This is a genomic window from Bradyrhizobium diazoefficiens (assembly GCF_016616885.1).
Taxonomy (GTDB): Bacteria; Pseudomonadota; Alphaproteobacteria; order Rhizobiales; family Xanthobacteraceae; genus Bradyrhizobium; species Bradyrhizobium diazoefficiens_F.
In genome coordinates this window covers 6,853,303-6,868,440 of sequence record NZ_CP067102.1, presented here as the reverse complement: position 1 = coordinate 6,868,440, position 15,138 = coordinate 6,853,303, and the positions used below count along the sequence as shown (strand labels likewise).

The window sequence follows — 15,138 nt, the reverse complement described above, 5'->3', positions numbered from 1 at the left end:
ATTCCGCCGCCGCTGCCGAGATATGACGGTCCCGCAGCCATCGCGAGCCGGCTGGCCTGCATCATCATAGGCGCCAGGGAACAGCTGCAAACCGCGTAAATTGTGCACGCATTGCGACGCGCTTGAGCGGATTTCGCTCCGGCAGGGCCGAATTTGCCGGGAATTGCCTAATCGTCGGACAGCGGAGGATTGATCGCGATCACACCGCCGCCTGCAATCGAATTGTCATCGACAGCGCGGATAGATCGCGGCGAGGTCGCGCCCCTTCAGCAACAGCAACCGAGAGGTGAGGCCGCCGTGACGGCTGATCCAGTCGCGAACGGGGCCCGGATAGGCCGCAAGCACGGCTTCGGATGCCTCCGGCTCGGCATAGAAGCGTCCACGCCGGTCGACTGAACGCGCGCCATGGAAACCGAGTATGGCACGTTTGGTGACGCAGATGCGCTCGCCTGGTACGATGCTGAGCACCAGCGTGCAGGCGGACAGGCAGGGACCGTCGATCACCACGCGGTCGCCGCTCTCGCGCACCTTCTCGAACAGATCGAGGAACGGCCCGACCTCTCCGCCGGGGCTCTGGATGATGCGGATCTCGGCCTTGGCCGGAACGGAAGCGAGCAGTGCGGCCGCGAAGATCCAGGCTTTGACGAAAGCAATGCGTCGCATGAAGTCTCCACCAACTCGGTTCCGTAGGGTAGGCAAAGCGTAGCGTGCCCCACCAACGGCACCGCAAATCCGGCGAAGATGGTGGGCATGGCGCAGAAGCGCATTGGCCCACCCCGAGAGGTTTACCCGTTCCGCCGTTCGCCCCGCAGCGTCGGCAGGCCGATGCCGGCCGCATCGAAGCCGCCATCGACGGCCAAAATTTGGCCGGTGATGTAGCTCGCGCGCTCCGAGCACAGGAAGAAGATCGCTTCTGCGAGTTCCACCTCCAGGCCGTAGCGGTTGAGCGGGATGGCGTCGTGATAGTCGGCGCGGATCTCCTTGGTGTGCACCTGCTTCGCCATCGCGGTGTCGACCGGCCCCGGTGCGACCGCATTGACGCGGATGTTGAGCGAAGCGAGCTCGACCGCGAGCTGCTTGGTGAGGTGCGCAAGCCCGGCTTTGCTGGTGCCGTAGGCCGAGCGCAACGTCGAGGCGCGAACGGCCGAGATCGAGGTGATGTTGACGATGGCGCCGCCATTGCCGTCGCGCATCAACGGCACCGCGGCCTTGGTGCAGAGGAACGGACCCGTGAGGTTGACTTCGAGCACGCGGCGCCAGTCGGCCTCCGATGTCTCCATCAGCGGCGCGAACACCGCAATGCCGGCATTGTTGACCAGTGCATCGAGCCGACCAAAGCGCTGCTCGACCGCTTTCATCGCGGCGCCGACCGCGGCGCTATCCGAGATGTCGCAGGTCAGCGCCTGCGTCGCCTCGCTTTGGCCGATCTCGGCGACCGCGCGGCCGAGCAACTCGCCCTCGATATCGAGCAGCGCCACCCGCCAGCCCTCGGCCAGGAATTTCTTCGCGGTTGCAAGCCCGATGCCGCGCGCGGCTCCGGTGATGAGGGCGACTTTTTGCGGGGAGGCGGGCATGGGCTGATCCGGTCCTGTATCGAAAAACGGGCGTGCGTGAGCGTGCGCTCCTTTTACTGCGCTTTGGTCCGGACGAGAAAGGGCCCAGCGGATGGAGCCGAGCACTCACGTTTGATCCGTCACTGAGGTGGCCGCCTCGAAGGGCGACGGCCCGTGCATCGGAGCTGGCTCCTCCAAAATAATTTCTACGGCCGTGTCGGCTTCGTAGAATGTCGTTCGTCTTACATGGGAGCGCGGGCCATCTGACCCGCTCATCTTCCCGTCATTTCCGTGGCGCATGTCGCTGCGCCATGTGGAATGACGATGCCCAGTGAGGAACCGCATGCGATTCATGATGCTGATGATCCCGCTCGGCTATGAGACCGCGCCGGCGGACGTGCAACTCGATCCCGAACGCGTCGCCGCGATGATGCGCTACAACGAGGCGCTGAAGGATGCCGGCGTGCTGATCACGCTGGACGGCCTGCATCCGCCGTCGATGGGCGCCCGCGTCTCGTTTGCGACCGGCGTGCCTGTCGTGACCGACGGCCCCTTCGCCGAATCCAAGGAAGTGCTGGGCGGCTACTGGATGATCGAGGTCTCTTCGCGCGACGAGGCGATCGCCTGGGCCAAAAAGTGCCCGGCCTCGCCGAACGAAATCATCGAGATCCGCCAGGTGCAGGAAATGTCCGATTTTCCGCCTGACGCGGCTGCCGCCGGCTTCGAAAACCTGAAGAACTAGCCGAAAGGGCAGCGAAACTTCGCGGCTTCGTCAATCCATCAACAAGGGAGAAAACCGATGAGCACCGATACCTATCTCGCCGTCTTCCTCGGCAGCAAGAACAGTCCGAAATGGGCTGCGTGGAATGCGATGCCCGAGGCCGAGCGCAAGGCGAAGGAGATGGAGGGCATGGCGGCCTGGAAGGGCTGGGTCGAGAAGCACCAGGGTGCGATCCAGGCCATGGGCGGTCCGCTCGGCAAGACCAAGCGGGTCGACGGCACGGGCACCGCCGACATCGCCAATGAGATGGGCGCCTTCACCGTTGTCCGCGCCGCCTCGCACGAGGCGGCCGCCAAGATGTTCGAGAACCACCCGCATTTTGCGATCTTCCCCGGCGAGCGCGTCGAGATCATGCCGGTGCTGCCGATCCCGGGCGGCTAGGGCTCATCGAACCGTTGGATACGTGGAAGTACGGGTTCACCAAAGCCCGTTCCCGCTAGTGACCTTCACCGCCGGCTCATGTAAAAGTCGTTCACATGAGCTGGCGCAAGGAGCAGAGCCGCGCCGAGCGCGGCTATCACCACGGCAATCTGAAGGAAGCCCTGTTGCAGGCCGCCCTCGGGCTGATCGCCGAGAAGGGCGCGGCCGGCTTCACCTTTGCCGATGCGGCGCGCATGGCCGGCGTCAGCGCGGCGGCGCCTTACCGCCATTTTCGCGACCGTGACGAACTGTTGTCCTCGATCGCCCAGCGCGGTTTTGAGCAGTTCGAGCAGCGGCTCACCGCGGCCTGGGACGACGGGCGCCCCGACACCGTCACCGCGTTCGAGCGGGTCGGCCGGGCCTATCTCGCCTTCGCCCGCGAGGAGCCCGCCTTCTACAACGCGATGTTCGAATCCGGCCTGCCGGTCGATGCCAATGCGGCGCTGCAGGCCGCAAGCGAACGTGCTTTCAACGTCATTCGCGCAGCTGCAGAACGGCTTGCGGCGCTGGCGCCGCCCGGCGCGCCACGACCACCGGCGATGATGATGGCGCTTCACATCTGGTCGATGGCGCATGGCGTCGCCTCGCTGTTCTCGCGCGGGGATGCGGCGCGACGCAAGCTGCCGATGTCGCCGGATGAGCTGCTAGAGGCCGAGGTGCTGATCTATCTGCGCGGCCTCGGCTTCCCGACCGACCGCAGGCCGCAGGGAAAAAGCGCCGAGCCGCCGCCGGTGCCGCCGGAGGCATCCTCCGGTTCTGGGGTGCCTCCTGGCGGCCCCTGGGGCAAGCCGAAATAAAGTTGCGCAAATAATCCCGAGACCGTGTTTGGCGGCCGGCTTGACAAAATTGCGGGATGGTCTAGCTATGTAAATGTTATTTACATTCACAACGGCGCTGATGCCGTGATGGAGAAGGGAAATGGCCTACACCGCTGATGTCAATCGCTGGCGCGGCCCCTCGGACCAACAGCAGTACGAGCGGCCCCACATGCTCGATACGCCCTGGCATCCTGGTTGGATTGCCGTGACCATTCTCGGCTTCATCATCTGGTGGCCGATCGGACTTGCCCTTCTCTTTTTCACACTCGGGAGCAGAAGAATGTCGTGCTGGAGCAACCAGGATCGCTGGCAGAGCAAGATGGAGCGGATGCAGTACAAGATGGACCGCATGCGCGGCCGCATGGAGCGCCGCGGCTTCGGCTTCGGCTTTGGCCCGCCGTCCTCCGGCAACCGCGCCTTCGACGAATACCGCACCGAGACGCTGCAGCGTCTCGAGGAGGAGCAGGTCGAATTCAAGAACTTCCTCGACCGTCTGCGTCACGCCAAGGACAAGGAAGAGTTCGACCAGTTCATGGCCCAGCACAAGACGCGTCCGACCCCGCCGCCGACCGACCAGCAGCAGGGCTGATACCTCTCAAAGCCTTCAGGCGCATGCCCCCAAAGTCCTGATGGCCCCGAGCCGCCCGCCTGCGCACCCCGCAGGCGGGCGGTTTGGTTTTTCACCTCGCCCCGTTTGCCGCCCGGCGCCATAGAACCCGTTTCCCACGAGGCGCGACCAAGACCTGACGGCGCTGCCCAGCGCGCCAACGGGTTCGACCATGACCAACGCCGAACGCAATCAGATCAACCAGCGCATCGCGCTGCTGGAGCGCGCCAGCGCGCTGTTCAGCCGGTTCGGGGGCTCCATTCCTGTATCAATCGCATTTCTCAATCGATGGCCGACGCAGGTCGAGCTCTATCCGCACTGGCAGGTCGGCGAGTCCTGGAAGTTCTTTCTCAGCTACTCGCTCTATTTTCTGGCCTGGCTCGCGCTCGACCGCGCGATCTCGTTTGCGAAAGCGGGCCTCGACCCATGATCCTGCTCCGCGATTTCGCGCTCTTCATCCTGCCCGGCCTCGTCGCGGCCGGCGGCTGGCTCTATGCGCTCGACTTGCGCAAGCGAACCCGATCAGTCCGCGCGCGCGATGGTCGCGAGCTTCAGCGCACTGTCACGAGCTGCGCGCGAACCGAGGCCAGGAACTGTTCGTGGGCGTGGTCCACGATCTCATTGAGCGATCGCGTCCGCGCGAAGATCGCCTTGGCTTCAGTGAGAAACTCGTCGCGGGTCGGTATCGTCGGCAGATGCAGATGCGTGAGCGCATCAACACCTTCATGGGCGCGATTCAAGATGTCATGCAGCGTCGGCAGCTGCAACTGGGTCGGATCGGCCCGGTGCAGCGCCGACGAGATCGCGTGCGCGAGAGCGTGCGCATCGAACCGTCCGGCAAGCTCGCGAGCGGCGCGTTTGATAACGCGCGCGCCGAGCTGTTGCTCATTGCGCAGCACCAGCTCGGGCGGCGCCTTCATGTTCCAGACGATGCCGAACCAGGACAGGACCTTCAGGATGTAATAGGTCGGGTCGATCTCCCACCAGTAAAAGCCTTGTCGCACGCTGCTCTGGTAGGCGTGATGATTGTTGTGCCAGCCCTCCCCAAGGGTGAACAACGCCAGCAGCCAGTTGTTGCGGGAATCGTCGCCCGTCACGTAGCGCTTGCGTCCATGCACGTGCGCGAGGGAATTGATGCAGAAGGTCGCGTGATAGACCAGCACCGTGCTCCACAGGAAGCCGACGACCAGACCAGACCACCCCGCAACCACGAAGCAGAGCACCGCAAGCGTCACGGCCGGCAGAAGCTCCAGCCGATGCAGCCACATCAGCTCCGGATAGACCGCGAGGTCGCCGATTTTCACCAGGTCGGTCGTGTCGTGCTGCCGGTAAAAGATCCAGCCGACATGGCTGTACAGGAAGCCGCGTTGACGCGGTGAATGCACGTCCAATTCGGTATCGGAATGCAGGTGATGGTGCCGATGCTTGGCCGCCCACCACAACACGCTCTTCTGCGCGGTGCTTTGCGCAAGCCAAGCCAGGATGAACTGAAACACCCGGCCGGTGGCAAAAGCCTTGTGCGAGAAATAGCGGTGGTAGCCCGCGCCGATTGCGAACATGCGCACGATATACAGTGACCCGCAGATCGCGACGGCCTGCCAGGTGACGCCCGACCAGATCGCCGCAAAGCAGCCGAGATGGACCAGCACGAACGGAATTGCGGAGGGGTACATGACGTCGTCGTGCTGGTCGTCGGCGGGCGCGTTGGGTGACATATCTTGGGATGACCTCTCTTGGGATGACCTCGGGTGAGCGGGATTCGTTTCGGCAGCGCCGATGGCCGCCGGGTACGAAAAACCCGCGGATGGCGGACCACCGCGGGGCTTGATAAATTCGATGGACTATATGGTCGCGGATGCCGGGCTTGCAAGCACGTAGCCTCACGGGGATCTGCGGCATGGTGCTCGGGGTGCCGCTGACGCGGTGTGGCGCGCGGCCTGCTCGCGGCCTATATTCGATATGTGAGTGTTAGAATACCGGAGGCGGCGACAATGGCTGCTGCGGCCGTGATCAACGACAGTCTCTGGCAGACGATACGCGACGAGGCGCAGCGCGCGACCGCGGCCGATCCTGTCTTCTGCAAATCCCTTGCCGATGCCGTCCTCGTCCATGATGATTTTGGCGCCGCCCTGGCCGATCTGATCGGGCGCAGGCTCGGTGGTGATGCCACGGAGCGTGCGCGTTTCGCCGCTTTTGCCCTCGACGCCTTTCGCGGCTCACCTGAATTGATCGAAGCGGCCGGCCACGATTTGCGGGCCATCACGGGCAACGATCCAGCCATCGCCAGCCTGTTGGCGCCGTTGCTGCATTTCAAGGGCTATGTCGCGTTGCAGGCCTGGCGTGTCTCGCACTGGCTCTGGCGTCATGACCATCGCGATGCGGCGCTGCTGTTTCAGAACGAGGCGTCGAATGTCCTGCAAGTCAGCATCCATCCCGCCGCCCAGATCGGATCGGCTGTCTATCTCGATCACGCCACCGGCATTGTGATCGGCGCCAATGTCGTGATCGGCGGCGAGGTCACCATCCTGCAGAACGTCAGCATCGGCCGCAGTGGCGAACTGCCGACGCGCCCGCCCCGCATTGGCCGCGGCGTCTATATCGGCGCCGGCGCGACCATTCTCGGCGACATCAGCATCGGCGATTTTGCGAAAATCGGCGCCGGCACGGTCGTGACATCAGATGTGCCCGGCGGCTGCACCGCCGTCGGCAATCCCGCGCGATTGACCAACTGCCCCGAGCCCGCCTCGGCGGCGTGAGGGCGTCATCATGCGGCTGTTCCTCTCACTCAGGCGGCGCGGCGATGGCTCTCGCCGCCGTGATGCGGCGTGACCGGCTCCGAGCTGGTCTGGCCCGGCGCGTCCATCACCGCGACATGATGCCGGTGGACCATCTCCCAGCCCTTCCATCCCGTGAACAGCAGGATGCCGACCACGATCAGGGAGAGCACTACACCCCACGGCTTGATCGCGGCCTCGGCGCCTTCCACGTAGCGGAGATAGACATTGATCAGGGCCAGCACGACCGCCGCGAGATTGCCGACCATGTGATACCAGGCATCGTTGAGGCTGCGAATGCGGGGCTCGCTGAAGAAGTCGGTAAAGCCGGCCGCGGCAGCCACGAGGGCCATGACGACGCCGGCGCCGAGCAGCCACATCGCGGCCCTGGCCCAGAAATTGTCACCGGTTCCAACGAAGGCCAGATCGGCGATGGGCGCGGCGACCAGGAACGCCACGGGGAACGGGATGATCATCGGATGCAACGGATGGTCGCCGATCGCGGCGGTTGTCTTGGGGTTGATACTCATGGCCAAATCCTCGCCGAAAGTGATTTTTGGGACAATTTTTTCGATGAGAGCCGGTTCCTTCAGACACGAAGGCAGCCTCCTCGTGCTGCACCTGCGATGAACCTGCGTGATGCCGTGCCGCCAGTTCCGCTTCCGTCTCCTCGACCGCAACCCCTGCGCCGCCTCCCTTTCCCGCAGCCAAATTTGCTCGCGGTAACCCGGCATTAACCATCGCCGGGCTCTGGTAATGATGGACAATCGCGCCCGGAGCTGTCGTCGAGGCCCTTAGTTTTGACATCTTGGCAGGGAATGCAGGCGGCGGCTTTGGACAAGCCCTTGCACCCCAGAAAGACAAGGCTTTGAGCGGGCTTGCCGGCGCGCCGGTGCTGACGCAGCTGTTGGGGAACCGGCCGCCATTTGCGGGCCGCGACATAGGTAACGATCGCCTTGAGAGGATACTTCAGATGAATCCGGCCGACGTGGCTCAGTCCGCCCTTCCGGTTGCCGCCTCCGCCGACGTGTCGCTGATTGCGCTGTTCTGGCAGGCTCACTGGATCGTGAAATGCGTCATGCTGGGCCTGCTGTCCTGCTCGGTCTGGGTCTGGGCCATCGCGATCGACAAGATCTTTCTCTATGCCCGCACCCGCCGCTCGATGGACCGCTTCGAGCAAGCGTTCTGGTCCGGCGAGTCGATCGAGGAGCTCTATCGCACGCTCTCGGCCAAGCCGACCCATTCCATGGCGGCCTGTTTCGTCGCGGCGATGCGCGAATGGAAGCGCTCTTTCGAAAGCCACGCCCGCTCGGTCGCCGGCCTCCAGATGCGCATCGACAAGGTCATGAACGTCTCGATCGCCCGTGAGGTCGAGCGGCTGGAACGCCGGCTCCTCGTGCTCGCGACCGTCGGCTCCGCCGGCCCCTTCGTCGGCCTGTTCGGCACGGTCTGGGGCATCATGTCGAGCTTCCAGTCGATCGCGGCGTCGAAAAATACCTCCTTGGCGGTGGTGGCGCCCGGCATCGCGGAAGCGCTGTTCGCGACCGCGGTCGGCCTTATCGCCGCCATTCCTGCCACTATTTTCTACAATAAGTTCACTTCCGAGGTGAACCGGCAGGCCCAGCGGCTCGAGGGCTTCGCTGATGAATTTTCGGCCATCCTGTCCCGTCAGATCGACGAGCGGGGCTGACGGACGGCATGTATAGTGTGAAGGCGAGATTGGGCACCAAGCCATGGGCATGAACGTAGCCAGTTCGTCCGGAGGCGGCGGGCGCCGCAGCCGGCGCAAGCCGGTCATGGCCGAGATCAACGTCACGCCGATGGTCGACGTGATGCTGGTGCTGCTCATCATCTTCATGGTGTCGGCGCCCCTTTTGACCGTGGGCGTGCCGCTCGACCTGCCGCAGACCCAGGCCAAGAGCCTGGAGACGAATGACCAGAAGCCGATCCAGATGTCGGTCGACATCAAGGGCAAGGTGTTCATCAACGACGCCGAGATCGCGATCAACGAGCTGATCCCGAAGCTGAAGGCGATCACGGACGCGCGCGGCGGGCTCGAGGAGCGCATCTATCTGCGCGCCGACAAGAAGGCGGATTACGGTACCGTCGCCAAGGTGATGGGTCAGTTGTCGGGGGCAGGCTTCAAGAAGCTGGCGCTCGTCACCGAAGCGGATCAGGGGTCCTAAGCCGGTGAAGGTGAACGTCGACAAGACACTCGTTGCGTCGATTGCCCTCCATGTCCTCGTGATTGGATGGGGGCTGCTGACCTTTAGCAGCAAGGCCTTCATCGCGCCGGAAGAGTCGCTGCCGATCGATATCATCTCCACTGACCAGCTCGCGCAGATCACCAACGGGCAGAAGACCGGCAAGAAGGAAGAGCCGAAGCCCAAGGTCGAGAAGATCGCCGAGGCCAAGCCCGAGGAAGACGCCGTCGGCAAGGTCACCGAGAAGAAAGAACTGATCAAGACCAACTCGACCCCCGATACGCCGCCGAAGCCCGTCGAAAAGCCGGTCGAGAAGAAGCCCGACCCGCCGAAGCCGGTCGCCGAGGCCAAGCCCAAAGAAGAGCCGAAGCCGCAGGAGAAGAAGCCTGATCCGGCCAAGGAAGATCCGATCGCGGAGCTTCAGAAGAAGCTGGACACCAAGAAGCCGCCGCCCAAGCCGGTGGAGCAAAAGGTCGCGGCCGTGCAGCCGCAGCAGCAGCCGAAGCCTAGGGAGCGCAGCTTCGACCCCGCACAGATTCAGCGCGACCTCGACAAGCGTGCTGCGACCCGGCACGAGCTCGCCGGCGCGGCGCTGAATGCGTCCGCCTCATTGGGCTCGACGTCCGGGACGGCCGCCACCAATGTCGCGACCTGGCAAGGTGCATTCCAGGGCGCAGTCAAGCGCTGCTTCACGCCCACCTATAATGGGCAGGACGCCAACCAGTACGAAGCCGACATCGACATTCCCATGAGGATCGACGGATCGCTCGCCTCCGAGCCGGTCATCATCGCGGTGCGAGGACCGTCGCGTTCGATCGCCCAGGCGGTCGCGGAGAGCGCCAAGCGCGCCATCGTGCAGTGCCAGGTCTATTCGTTCCTGCCGAAGCAGCAATACGACAGCTGGAAGCTCATTCCGATGACTTTCGGCCTGAAAGACATGTTGTGACATCCGGACAAAAGAAATTTGCGATGAATGACGTTCGATCGATGAACCGCCGCCGCTTCATGACCCTGACCGGGTCGACGCTCGCGTTGCTCGGGGGCGGCCAGGCCTTCGCCCAGCAGCCGCAGCAGGGGCGCCTCCGCATCGATCCCACGGAGTTTCGTCCGATCCCGATCGCGATCACCAACTTCGTGCCGGGCTCGCCTGCTGACGGCGATGTCAGCAACGGCGTCACGCAGGTCATCACCAACAATCTGAAGCGTTCGGGCCTGTTCGCCCCGATCGACCAGGCCGCCTTCATCGAGCGCATCAGCAACATCGACGTCGCGCCGCAATTCCAGAACTGGAAAACCCTCAACGCGCAGGCCCTTGTCACCGGCCGCATGACGCGGCAGCCGGACGGCCGCCTCAAAGCTGAATTCCGCCTGTGGGACGTGGTCACCGGCCAGCAGCTCGCCGGTCAGCAATATTTCACCTCGCCGGAATATTGGCGCCGGATCGCGCACATTATCTCCGACCAGATCTACGAGCAGATGACCGGCGAAAAGGGCTATTTCGACAGCCGCGTCGTGTTCGTCGACGAGTCCGGGCCGAAAGAGCGCCGCGTCAAGCGGCTCGCGATGATGGACCAGGACGGCGCCAATGTGCGCTATCTGACCCGCGGCGCCGACCTCGTGCTGACGCCGCGCTTCTCGCCGAACTCGCAGGAGATCACCTATATGGAGTTCGGGCAGGGCGATCCGAAGGTCTATCTGTTCAACATCGAGACCGGCCAGCGCGAGATCGTCGGCAATTTCCCCGGCATGACCTTTGCTCCAAGGTTCTCTCCGGACGGCCAGCGCGTCATCATGAGCCTGCAGCAGGGCGGCAATTCCAACCTGTTCGTGATGGATTTGCGTTCACGCTCCACCACGCGCCTCACCGACACGCCGGCGATCGACACGTCTCCGTCTTACTCGCCGGACGGCACCCGCATCTGTTTCGAGTCCGATCGCGGCGGCAGGTCGCAGATCTATGTGATGGCGGCGGGCGGCGGACAGGCGCAGCGCATCTCCTTCTCCAAGGATGACAACAACGCCACCTATTCGACACCGGTATGGTCGCCGCGCGGCGATTACATCGCCTTTACCAGGCAGGGCGGTGGGCAGTTCTCGATCGGCGTCATGAAGCCGGACGGCTCCGGCGAGCGGCTCCTCACCTCCGGCTATCACAATGAGGGCCCGACCTTCTCGCCGAACGGTCGCGTGCTGATGTTCTTCCGCGATCCCGGCGGCAATGGCGGACCGTCGCTGTTCTCCGTCGACATCTCCGGCCGCAACGAGCTGAAGGTGCCGACGCCGGGCTTCGCCTCCGATCCGGCGTGGTCGCCGCTGCTGTCCGCGACAGCAGGCCAATAGACCGCGCGCGTGCTGCGACGCGCGATGTTTTTCGAAGAAAGGCGCCGACTTTTCGGATTTCTGCGTGCGCGGCAAGCTTTCCTTCACCTTGTGCCCGGCAAGGCTTGCCTAGTTGCTTGATATTTCAGCGGAAACAGTTTCGCTATTGCCGAAAAAGAACTCGACTTTAACGATGTTCCCTCAGAAAGGCTTCATCTGATCTGGGTAAAAGTACGCGTCGAACAGGACGCGTAAATAAACTCAAATGCAACTCTCGAACCAGAACGGAGAAATCGATCAAAAGCCCTCGCCGAATCTTTCGGCGGCGCTGATCGATTCCCTGTTCGAGGCTCCCGGCCCGTTGCTTGCCGGCATCATCTTCGTCGCCATCGCCGCCGCAATGACCGCGCTGAAGACGGGGCAAGGCGCAACCTGGGCTTGTGTCGGGCTTCTCATCATGTCCGGCGCAATCCGCGCATTCGATTTGCATCATTTCCTGCCCCGCAAATCCAGCTTGACGGCTCAGGAGGCCGCGCGGTGGAAGAAGCGCTATCTGATCGGCGCGCTGATCCAGGCCACCGCCATCGGCATCTGGTGCTCCGTCACTCTGCTCAGCAGTGACGACGCCGTCGTCCACATGATCTGCCTGTCCGTCACCACCGGAATCGTCGCGGGCGGCGCGGGCAGGGCGTACGGGCGTCCATCGATTTTTCATCTGCAGGCCCTGCTGCAATTCGGTCCCGCGGTGATCGCATTGGCGTTGCGGGGCGCACCCTATTACATCGCGATGTCGTTCGTGAGTGGCGCCTTCCTGCTGGCGATCATGCAGATCTCGGCCAATCTGCACAAGATCTTCATGCGGGCGGTTGTGGCTCGTGAACGCGAAGCCGCGCTTGCCGGCCAGTTCGACACTGCCTTGAACAACATGCCGCACGGTCTATGCATGTTCCGCGTCGACCGGCAGCTCGCGGTGATGAATCACCGGTTCAGCGAGATGCTGGACCTCCCCAACGATCTCGCCCGGAGCGGCATCAGGGCGCGTGACATCCTGGCCGCGTGCGTCAGCTCCGGCTCCATCTCGGCCGCGAGCGGCGAGATGATCGTCGCCGAGATCGAGAATTCGCATGCGAACGAGATCGTGACCGTCGATCCCGACGCGGAGAGAAACCGGTCATTGTCGTGGACGGTCCAGCCGATGGCCGATGGCGGCGCAGTGCTGCTGCTCGAGGACGTGACCGAGCGGCGCAATGCCGAGGCCAAGATCACCCATCTTGCCCGTTACGATGAATTGACGGCGCTCCCCAACCGTGTCCATTTCCGCAACGAGATTGAATCCCTGCTGGCGGCCTCGCGTCATTCCGACCGGCTCTCCGCGCTGTTGTTCGTCGACCTCGACCAGTTCAAGCAGGTCAACGACACGCTCGGCCATCCCTGCGGTGACCAGCTGCTCTGTGCGGTGGCCAACCGCCTGCGCGAGATGCTGCGGCCCGAGGATTTCGTCGCTCGCTTCGGCGGCGACGAGTTCGTCGTATTCCAGCAGAATATCAGCGCGGCCGAGGATGCTGCGAGCCTTGCCCGCCGCGTCGTCGAGCGCCTGAGCGAGCGCTACCGGATCGACAATCACCTGGTCGAGATCGGCGCCAGCGTCGGCATCGCGCTGACCTCGCAGGAGGGCGTCAGCGCCGACACGCTGCTCAAGAACGCCGACATGGCGCTCTACCGCGCCAAAGCCGACGGCCGCGGCACCTTCTGCTTCTTCCGCGACGAGATGGCGGCCACCGTCGAGGCTCGCCGTATCCTCGAGCTCGACCTGCGCAAGGCGCTTGCCAACGAGGAGTTCGAGCTGTTCTACCAGCCGCTGGTCAATCTGAAGTCCGGCAAGATCACAACGTGCGAAGCGCTGCTGCGCTGGAATCATCCGGTGCGTGGCACGGTCTCGCCGGTCGACATCATCCCGGTCGCCGAGGACATGGGCCTGATCGTCGATCTCGGCCGCTGGATCCTGCGCCGCGCCTGCATGGAATGCATGAAGTGGCCGGAGAGCGTCAGCGTCGCCGTCAACTTCTCGCCGCAGCAATTCCACCAGCGCGACGTGCTGAGCGAGATCCGCTACGCGCTCGAGGTGTCGGGCCTGCCGGCGCACCGCCTCGAGATCGAGATCACCGAATCCTCGCTGCTGCGCAACACCCAGCTCACTCACGATATCCTGTCGCAGCTGCATGCGCTTGGCGTGCGCATCTCGCTGGACGATTTCGGCACCGGCTATTCGAGCCTCAGCTATCTGCACAACTTCCCGATGCAGAAGGTCAAGATCGACCGCTCCTTCCTCGAGGGCATCGACACCGACCGCCCGCTGACGCTGTTGCGCGGCGTGGCACGGCTGTCGGCCGACCTCGGCATGGCGGTCGTGGTCGAAGGCATCGAGACCAGCGAGCAGCTTGAGCTCGTCAGCGCCGATGGCACAGTCACGGAAGGACAAGGCTATCTGTTTAGCCGTCCGGTCCCGGCCGTGCGGGTCCGTCAATTGCTCAATGCTTCGCACGGCAATCGCTTGCAGGAGCAGTTGATCGTCGTCTCCTCGCGATCACTCGCATAGCTTCACGCGACGCTCGATCTTGTCTCGATGTGTCGGGCGGTATCCGTGGTTTTCCGGGTCCCAAATGGTTAACCCTAACCCCTCTAAGGCTTTGCAATTATATTAAGGAACCATTAATCTTTCCGTACTCGCAGAAGTTGTTTGGAAGTTTGGGAGTATCGGATGTCGTCTCAAGTCGAGCTACGCGGGCCTTCGCCAGTGCGAGGGGCAGCGCTGTTCGATCGTATCGACTACCGACTGATCGAAACTCCCGAAGACAGAGATTCGATCTACCACCTGCGCTACAAGGCGTATCTGAACAGCGGATTGATCTTACCCTCAGAGACATGTCAGGTCCGCGACGTCTATGATGACGCGCCCAATGTCTGGATATTCGGCGTTTACGTCGATGGAGAGCTATGCAGCTCCGTCCGTATCCATCTCCTGACGCGGGAATGCCGTTTATCCTATTCGACCGAATTGTATGGCGATGTTCTCCACGGGCGGCTCGATCGGGGAGAGGTTTTCGTCGATCCAGCGCGGCTTGCTGCCGATCCGGACAAAGCCAAGCGACTTCCAGAGCTCCCCTACCTGACCCTGCGGCTGGCCTATCTGGCCTGCGAGTATTTCAATGCTGATACGGGCCTCGCGATGGTGCGTCCCGATCACCAGCCATTTTACCGTCGCGTGTTTTTGCATGAGCCCGTCGCCGAACCGCGCGCGTTTCCAGGCTGGCATACGATGAAGACGTCGTTGATGGCGTCCGATTTCCGAAACCTCCGGGAAAAGGTGCTGACACGCTTTCCCATCATGCGTTCAAACGCGTTCGAACGGCGAATGCTGTTCGAGCGCAATGATCAGCGCCAGGCTGGGTCCCGGCCGGTTCTCGTTTCAGCCCCCCTCAGCCCTGCTCCGGTGGCCACCCTGGGCTGACCGGCGGTTGCGGTTCCGATATATTGGCGGCCTTTCGGGATCCCCGCCCGGACCAAGGCCCAGAATTCAAGCAAAGCAGGCGTTTTTGCCCGCTCAGGTGACTTGCCTTCACCCTCGCGCCACATTTACAACCCATTAACCATAGCGGGTGCTT

The 15,138-nt window shown here is 63.3% G+C and carries 16 protein-coding genes; 12 read left to right on the top strand and 4 right to left on the bottom strand.

What is annotated here, in order from left to right; translation table 11 throughout:
- Nucleotides 1-225: 225 nt before the first annotated feature.
- Nucleotides 226-663, bottom strand: a complete 438-nt coding sequence (locus JJC00_RS31960; protein ID WP_200469762.1) for a hypothetical protein — start codon at nucleotides 661-663, stop codon at nucleotides 226-228.
- A 122-nt stretch (nucleotides 664-785) separates the two neighbouring features.
- The gene (locus tag JJC00_RS31955) at nucleotides 786-1,574 is read right to left on the bottom strand and encodes an SDR family NAD(P)-dependent oxidoreductase (protein WP_200469761.1); all 789 of its coding nucleotides are present in this window, start codon (nucleotides 1,572-1,574) and stop codon (nucleotides 786-788) included.
- A 322-nt stretch (nucleotides 1,575-1,896) separates the two neighbouring features.
- On the opposite strand from JJC00_RS31955, the gene JJC00_RS31950 reads away from it, so the two are divergent.
- The 5 genes from JJC00_RS31950 to JJC00_RS31930 all read left to right on the top strand — a co-directional run bounded on the left by JJC00_RS31950 (nucleotide 1,897) and on the right by JJC00_RS31930 (nucleotide 4,609).
- Nucleotides 1,897-2,295 (top strand): YciI family protein, encoded by a 399-nt coding sequence (locus tag JJC00_RS31950; protein WP_200469760.1) that lies wholly within the window; start codon nucleotides 1,897-1,899, stop codon nucleotides 2,293-2,295.
- 57 nt (nucleotides 2,296-2,352) lie between these two features.
- Complete coding sequence (locus JJC00_RS31945; RefSeq protein WP_200469759.1) at nucleotides 2,353-2,715, top strand: YciI family protein; 363 nt, start codon at nucleotides 2,353-2,355, stop codon at nucleotides 2,713-2,715.
- 95 nt (nucleotides 2,716-2,810) lie between these two features.
- Nucleotides 2,811-3,551 carry a TetR/AcrR family transcriptional regulator gene (locus JJC00_RS31940; protein WP_200469758.1) on the top strand — a complete coding sequence of 247 codons (741 nt, stop codon included), beginning with the start codon at nucleotides 2,811-2,813 and terminating at the stop codon, nucleotides 3,549-3,551.
- A gap of 121 nt (nucleotides 3,552-3,672) precedes the next feature.
- Complete coding sequence (locus tag JJC00_RS31935; protein ID WP_200469757.1) at nucleotides 3,673-4,161, top strand: DUF2852 domain-containing protein; 489 nt, start codon at nucleotides 3,673-3,675, stop codon at nucleotides 4,159-4,161.
- Between the two features lie 190 nt (nucleotides 4,162-4,351).
- Nucleotides 4,352-4,609: a hypothetical protein gene (locus JJC00_RS31930; RefSeq protein ID WP_200469756.1), complete on the top strand. Its 258-nt coding sequence runs from the start codon at nucleotides 4,352-4,354 to the stop codon at nucleotides 4,607-4,609.
- A 121-nt stretch (nucleotides 4,610-4,730) separates the two neighbouring features.
- On the opposite strand, the gene JJC00_RS31925 is transcribed toward JJC00_RS31930, so the two are convergent.
- Nucleotides 4,731-5,894: an acyl-CoA desaturase gene (locus JJC00_RS31925; protein WP_200469755.1), complete on the bottom strand. Its 1,164-nt coding sequence runs from the start codon at nucleotides 5,892-5,894 to the stop codon at nucleotides 4,731-4,733.
- A gap of 276 nt (nucleotides 5,895-6,170) precedes the next feature.
- Between JJC00_RS31925 and JJC00_RS31920 the strand changes: the two genes are divergently transcribed.
- On the top strand, nucleotides 6,171-6,935 hold the full coding sequence (locus tag JJC00_RS31920; protein WP_200469754.1) for a serine O-acetyltransferase: 765 nt from the start codon (nucleotides 6,171-6,173) through the stop codon (nucleotides 6,933-6,935).
- Nucleotides 6,936-6,964: 29 nt separating this feature from the next.
- Here JJC00_RS31920 and JJC00_RS31915 read toward each other — a convergent pair whose 3' ends face one another.
- Nucleotides 6,965-7,483 (bottom strand): DUF2231 domain-containing protein, encoded by a 519-nt coding sequence (locus JJC00_RS31915; protein ID WP_200469753.1) that lies wholly within the window; start codon nucleotides 7,481-7,483, stop codon nucleotides 6,965-6,967.
- A 443-nt stretch (nucleotides 7,484-7,926) separates the two neighbouring features.
- Between JJC00_RS31915 and tolQ the strand changes: the two genes are divergently transcribed.
- The 6 genes from tolQ to JJC00_RS31885 all read left to right on the top strand — a co-directional run bounded on the left by tolQ (nucleotide 7,927) and on the right by JJC00_RS31885 (nucleotide 14,984).
- The gene (gene tolQ / locus JJC00_RS31910; protein ID WP_027532430.1) at nucleotides 7,927-8,643 is read left to right on the top strand and encodes a protein TolQ; all 717 of its coding nucleotides are present in this window, start codon (nucleotides 7,927-7,929) and stop codon (nucleotides 8,641-8,643) included.
- 43 nt (nucleotides 8,644-8,686) lie between these two features.
- Nucleotides 8,687-9,139 (top strand): protein TolR, encoded by a 453-nt coding sequence (gene tolR, locus JJC00_RS31905; protein ID WP_200469752.1) that lies wholly within the window; start codon nucleotides 8,687-8,689, stop codon nucleotides 9,137-9,139.
- A gap of 4 nt (nucleotides 9,140-9,143) precedes the next feature.
- Entirely contained in the window at nucleotides 9,144-10,103 is a 960-nt protein-coding gene (locus tag JJC00_RS31900) for a protein TolA (RefSeq protein ID WP_200469751.1), read from the top strand.
- Nucleotides 10,104-10,144: 41 nt separating this feature from the next.
- Nucleotides 10,145-11,497: a Tol-Pal system beta propeller repeat protein TolB gene (gene tolB, locus JJC00_RS31895; protein WP_200474301.1), complete on the top strand. Its 1,353-nt coding sequence runs from the start codon at nucleotides 10,145-10,147 to the stop codon at nucleotides 11,495-11,497.
- A 244-nt stretch (nucleotides 11,498-11,741) separates the two neighbouring features.
- Complete coding sequence (locus tag JJC00_RS31890) at nucleotides 11,742-14,072, top strand: putative bifunctional diguanylate cyclase/phosphodiesterase (protein ID WP_200469750.1); 2,331 nt, start codon at nucleotides 11,742-11,744, stop codon at nucleotides 14,070-14,072.
- Nucleotides 14,073-14,234: 162 nt separating this feature from the next.
- Nucleotides 14,235-14,984 carry an N-acyl amino acid synthase FeeM domain-containing protein gene (locus JJC00_RS31885; protein WP_200469749.1) on the top strand — a complete coding sequence of 250 codons (750 nt, stop codon included), beginning with the start codon at nucleotides 14,235-14,237 and terminating at the stop codon, nucleotides 14,982-14,984.
- The last annotated feature ends 154 nt before the right edge of the window (nucleotides 14,985-15,138 follow it).